The organism is Kitasatospora sp. NPDC047058 (assembly GCF_040643935.1).
Taxonomy (GTDB): domain Bacteria; phylum Actinomycetota; class Actinomycetes; order Streptomycetales; family Streptomycetaceae; genus Kitasatospora.
Genome location: NZ_JBEYVJ010000434.1, coordinates 1 through 5,345, shown reverse-complemented (window position 1 = coordinate 5,345; position 5,345 = coordinate 1). Strand labels below are relative to the sequence as shown.

The window sequence follows — 5,345 nt, the reverse complement described above, 5'->3', positions numbered from 1 at the left end:
CCGGACGGTCCGCGGCGAGCAGCGTGGCGTCGACCGGCCGGCCGGTGACGGCGGCCACGGCGGCGGTGTGCACGGCGCAGACGAAGAGGGTCTCGGCGAGGGCGGGCGGTCGTCCGAGGTAGGCGAGATGACGGACCGTCAGTTCGCCGGTCCGGAGCGTGCTCCGGGTCCGGTGCCCGGCGTAGAGCCAGGGCTCGACGGGGCGGGCGCGGGCGAGCAGCGCGGGGACGTCGGGAGCGGCCATCAGCCCGCGCAGCAGCGGGTCCCGTGGGCGCTCGAAGAGTGCGCGTCCGGCATCGAGCACGGCGGCGCGGCCGCGGACGTGCAGGGCGGCGAGCAGTTCGCGGTGCAGCGCTTCGGGCACCGCGGCACCGTCGGCGAGGAGCCGGCCCGCCTCGGTCTCGGCCGGGCCGGGCGGCTGGAACGGCGGCTGCTGCTGCAACGACGACGGCAACGACGACGGCAACGGCGACGGCCCGGCGTGCCGGGCGAGCGCGGTGAGGACCGCGCCGGCCAGCTCGGGGTGGACGGTGCGCGCCATCTCCCTCACCGCCGGCCGCATGGCGCGATGGTACAAGTGCGGGTGGCCGGGCCGCGCCATCGTGTCCGGCATGAACCTGAACGGAAAGCGCATCCTGGTCACCGGCGGCACCAGCGGGGTCGGCCTCGCCCTCGCGGAGGCCCTCACCGCGGCCGGCGCCCGGGTCGCCGTCTGCGGCCGCCGGGTCGCGGCGGACGGGCCGCAACTCCTCGGCGGCACGCCGCTGACCGCCTTCGCCGCCGACCTCTCGGTGCCCGGCGAGGCGACCCGGCTGGCCGGGCGCGCGGTCGCCGCACTCGGCGGCCTGGACGTGGTGGTGGCCAACGCCGGCGTCCAGCACCTCGGCGACCTCACCCGGGGGCCGGCGCCCGAGGTGCTGGCCCGGGCCGAGGAGGAGATCGCGGTGAACCTGCGGTCGGTGGTCGAGCTCGCCACCGCGAGCTGGCCGCACCTCGCCGCCGCCGGCGCCGAGGGCGGTGCCGCCGCCTTCGTCGCCGCCACCTCCGGGCTGGCCTACGCGCCCAAGCGGACCGCGCCGGTGTACTGCGCGACCAAGGCCGCCGTCCACACCCTGCTGCAGGCGCTGCGGTACCAGGCCGAGCGCGGAACGCCTGCGGTCCGGGTCCAGGAGGTGGTCCTGCCGCTGGTCGACACCCCGATGACCGCGGGCCGCGAGGGCGCCACCCGCAAGATCCCCGCATCGGCCGCCGCCGGGGCCGTCCTGCGCGGCATCGAACGCGGCCGTCCGGTCATCCCGGTCGGCGCCTCCCGCACCCTGCTCGCCCTGCTGCGTCTCCACCCGCGCACGGCGTACCGGATCCTGCGGGACAGCTGACCCCGACGGTGGGGGCGTGACGAAGGCGGCGGCCGTGACGACGGCGGGGCGGCGCCCGGGCGGCCAGCGGCCACGGGCGAGCCGACGGTCAGTCAACTCGTCGCACCCACGCGAAAACCACGCGACTCATGGCGACGCCTCCGGTTACGCTCGCGGCGGCGGAGCCATGGCGAGTCGTCGAACGCCCGGCAGGCGGGAGTCCGGAGACGCGCCCCGGCTCCACCCTGCCCGTCGCCCACCGCACGAGGCCTTCCCTGCGGCGGACCAGCCGGACCGGCGGGCCTCCGGACACCGGAGACCCGTGACGCCCGCCATGCGACAGCACCTCATCGCCCTCGCCCGCGACAGCCGGGCCCTCGCCGTCCTCGCCGTCCCGCTCGCGCTCACCCAGCTCGCCCAGATCGCACTCACCACCACCGACATGGTGATGATGGGCGCCCTCGGGACGGCGGAACTCGCGGCCGGGGGGCTCGCGGTGGTGATCTTCGTCCAGGTCCGTGTCATGGGCGCCGGCCTGATCACGCCCGTGGGCAACCAGGTGGCCGCGGCCGCCGCCCGCGCGGAACGGGCGGCACGCACCGGACCGGCCGCAGGCGGTGCGGCGTCAGGCACCGGCGCGGAAGGCGACGGGGGCTCCCCGGCCGGCGGGGCTGCTCCGGCCCACGGGGCCGCACCGGCCAGCGAGGCGGCGCGGTCCGAGGACGAGGTCCGCGGCGCGCTCCGGGCGGCCATCGCGGTCGCCACCATCGCCGGGATCACCGGCATCGTCGTGATGATCCTGGCCGGCCGGGCGGTGGGTCTCCTCGGCCAGGACGCCCACGTAGCCGCCCTCACCCGGGACATGCTCGCCGCGCTCGCCCCCGGCCTGCTGCCCAGCCTCTGGTTCCAGGCGCTGCGCGAGTTCACCGTCGGCATGCGCCGCCCGCAGGCCCTGCTGCAGATCACGGTCGTCTCGATCGCCGTCAACGCCACCCTCGACTGGGCGCTGGCCCACGGGAGTTGGGGTCTTCCCGAACTCGGCCTGGCCGGTATCGGGGTCGCCACCAGCATCGTGCAGCTGTTCTCCTGCGCGGCGCTGTACGCGATCGCCCGCCGCGACCCGCTGCTCGCGCCGCTGCTCCGCCCGGGCTTCCGCAAGGCCGACCTGCCGGCCCTGCGGCGGCTGCTCCGGCTCGGCACGCCGATCTCCGCCACCTACGGCTCCGAGGGCGGCTTCTTCCTGGTGACCGCGCTGCTGGCCGGCAGCTTCGGCGCGGCCGCGCTCGCCGCGCACACCGCCGTCAGCCAGCTGATCAACATCGTGTTCCAGCTCGGGGTCGGCCTCTCCCAGGCGGCGTCCATCGACGTCAGCCGCGAGCTCACCCTCGGCGACCACGCGGCCGTACGGCGCCTGCGGAACACCGCACTGGCCTGCGGCGCGGCGGTGACGACCGCGTCCGGCGCGCTCTACCTCGCCCTGCCCGAGCTGGTGCTGCGCCCGTTCTTCGCCCCGGACGCGGCCGCCGACCGGCCGGGCCTGGAGATCGCCACCGGCCTGCTGGTCGTCATCGCGCTGCTCCAGGTCGTCGACTGCGCCCAGGTCATCGGCGTCGGCCTGCTCCGCGGACTGGACGACACCGCGGGCGGCTTCCGGATCACCCTGGTCGGGTACTGGCTGGTCGGCCTGCCGGCCGGCTGGCTGCTCTCCGGCCCCCTCGGCACCGGCGTGCGCGGCCTCTGGGTCGGCCTGACGCTCGGCCTCGCCACCACCGCCACCCTCCTGCTGCGCCGCTACGGCCGCACCCTCGCCAGCCGGACCGCGGCCGGCCTCGGCATGCCGGCCCCCGTCGAGTGCGGGGCGTGAGGCGCCGGGCGGCCCGAGGCCCTTCGGGCACCCGCCGAACCGCCCGCCCGCCGGAGTCCGCCCGCCGGAGCCCGCCCACCATGCCGGGAGCCCGCCCGGGACGGCCCCGACAGCCCGCGCGGGAGAGCCCTCGGCAGCTCGCGTGCAGGAAATTGGATTCCTGGAGTCGCATTAGATAGCCTCTGGATCGTGAGGCTGACCAAGAGCACCGACATCGCCCTCCGCATCGCCATGCGGCTGGCGGTCCTCGACGAGGACGCGCTCCCGACCACCCGCGAGGTGGCCGAGGCGGTGGCCGTGCCGTACACGCACGCCGCCAAGGTGGTCAGCCGGCTGCAGCACCTCGGGGTGGTGGAGGCCCGGCGCGGGCGGGGCGGGGGCCTGGTACTCACCTCCGCCGGCCGGACCGGCTCGCTCGGGCTGCTGCTGCGCGAGCTGGAGGGCGTCGGCGACGTGGTCGGCTGCGAGGACGAGCCGCCGTGCCCGCTGCGCGCCGCATGCCGCCTGCGCGGGGCGCTGCGCACCGCACAGGAGGCGTTCTTCGCCACGCTCGACCCGCTCTCCATCGGTGACCTGGTCGGCTCCCCCACCGGCCCGATCCTGCTCAGCCTCACCGGCAGACCCGCCGACTGAGCCCCCGCCCACCACCCCGACCCCCACGCCCCAACCCCACACCCCCACCCACCCGCACCGCCGGGTCGCGCATCCGCACGGCCTAAAATACGACTCTCAGATACCAATTTGGAGCTAGCCAGATGCTGTCCGCCAAGTCCGCCGAGGTCGTCGAAGCCACCCTGCCCGCCGTTGGCGGTGCGATCGGCGACATCACGCCGCTCTTCTACCAGAAGATGTTCGCGGCCCACCCGGAGCTGCTGCGCGACCTGTTCAACCGGGGCAACCAGGCCAACGGCAGCCAGCGGCAGGCACTGGCCGGCTCCATAGCCGCGTTCGCCTCGGCCCTGATAGCCCACCCCGACCAGCGGCCGGACGCCATGCTCGCCCGGATCGCGCACAAGCACGTCTCGGTCGGCATCAGCAACGACCAGTACCGGATCGTCCACGAGCACCTGTTCGCCGCCATCGTCGAGGTGCTCGGCGAGGCCGTGACGCCCGAGGTCGCCGCCGCCTGGGACGAGGTGTACTGGCTGATGGCCAACGCGCTGATCGCCGTCGAGGACCGGCTGCGCGCCGAGACCGCGGCCGCGCAGGGCGGCGACCCGGCCGACCTGTGGCGCCCGTACACGGTGGTGGCCCGCTACCAGGAGACCGACGACGTCACCACCTACCTGGTCCGCCCGGCCGACGGCGGCCCCGTCCCGCCGTCCCGGCCCGGCCAGTACGTCTCGGTCCGCGCCGAGCTGCCCGACGGCGCCCACCAGATCCGCCAGTACAGCCTCTCCGGCAACCCGGACGGCGCGCTGCAGTTCACCGTCAAGCGGGCCGCCGCCGCGGCCGAGGGCGACCCGGCCGGCGAGATCTCCAACCACCTGCACGACCACCTGCACACCGGCGACGTCGTCGAGCTCGCCCCGCCGCTGGGCGACCTCACCCTGGCCGACCACGCGGGCGCCGAGGCCGGCCCGGTGCTGCTCGCCTCGGCCGGCATCGGCAACACCCCGATGACCGCGATGCTGGCCCACCTGGCCGGCACCGGCTCCGCCCGGAGGGTGATCTCCGTCCACGGCGACCGCGACCAGCTCTCGCACGCCTTCCGCGCCGACCTCGGCCAGCTCACCGCCAAGCTGCCGAACGCGACCGCCCACGTCTTCTACGAGCGCCCGCTCGGCGACTGGCCGCAGGAGCGCACCGGCCTGGTCGACCTCTCCACCGTCGACATCCCGGCCGGCACCACCGCGTACCTCTGCGGCCCGCTGCCCTTCCTGCGCTCGGTCCGCAGCCAGCTGCTCACCGCCGGCGTGCCGGCCTCGGCCATCCACTACGAGGTGTTCGGCCCCGACCTCTGGCTCGGCCAGGACGCCTGACCTCCCCGGCCCCCGGCCCCCCGGGGGCACGGCCCGGCCCGGCGCGGCACCCTCCCGCCGCGCCGGGCCGGTGGGGAGTGCACCCGTGTGTACGACAGGGACCATGGGAAGCAGCGCGGTTGGCGGGGTGGGGGGGGTAGAAGG

General features: G+C 76.1%; 5 protein-coding genes. 4 read left to right on the top strand and 1 reads right to left on the bottom strand.

Annotation, left to right across the window (positions count from 1 at the left end):
• On the bottom strand, positions 1–562 hold a 562-nt coding region (locus ABZ885_RS34770), incomplete at its 3' end, for a hypothetical protein (protein ID WP_360197835.1).
• Positions 563–611: 49 nt separating this feature from the next.
• On the opposite strand from ABZ885_RS34770, the gene ABZ885_RS34765 reads away from it, so the two are divergent.
• The 4 genes from ABZ885_RS34765 to ABZ885_RS34750 all read left to right on the top strand — a co-directional run bounded on the left by ABZ885_RS34765 (position 612) and on the right by ABZ885_RS34750 (position 5,201).
• The gene (locus ABZ885_RS34765; protein WP_360197832.1) at positions 612–1,376 is read left to right on the top strand and encodes an SDR family NAD(P)-dependent oxidoreductase; all 765 of its coding nucleotides are present in this window, start codon (positions 612–614) and stop codon (positions 1,374–1,376) included.
• A 313-nt stretch (positions 1,377–1,689) separates the two neighbouring features.
• Positions 1,690–3,219, top strand: a complete 1,530-nt coding sequence (locus tag ABZ885_RS34760; protein WP_360197829.1) for an MATE family efflux transporter — start codon at positions 1,690–1,692, stop codon at positions 3,217–3,219.
• A 189-nt stretch (positions 3,220–3,408) separates the two neighbouring features.
• Positions 3,409–3,852, top strand: coding sequence for an Rrf2 family transcriptional regulator (locus ABZ885_RS34755; protein ID WP_360197826.1), 444 nt, complete (start codon positions 3,409–3,411; stop codon positions 3,850–3,852).
• Between the two features lie 122 nt (positions 3,853–3,974).
• A complete protein-coding gene (locus tag ABZ885_RS34750) occupies positions 3,975–5,201 on the top strand; it encodes a globin domain-containing protein (protein WP_360197823.1) in 1,227 nt (408 codons plus the stop codon).
• Positions 5,202–5,345 lie beyond the last annotated feature (144 nt).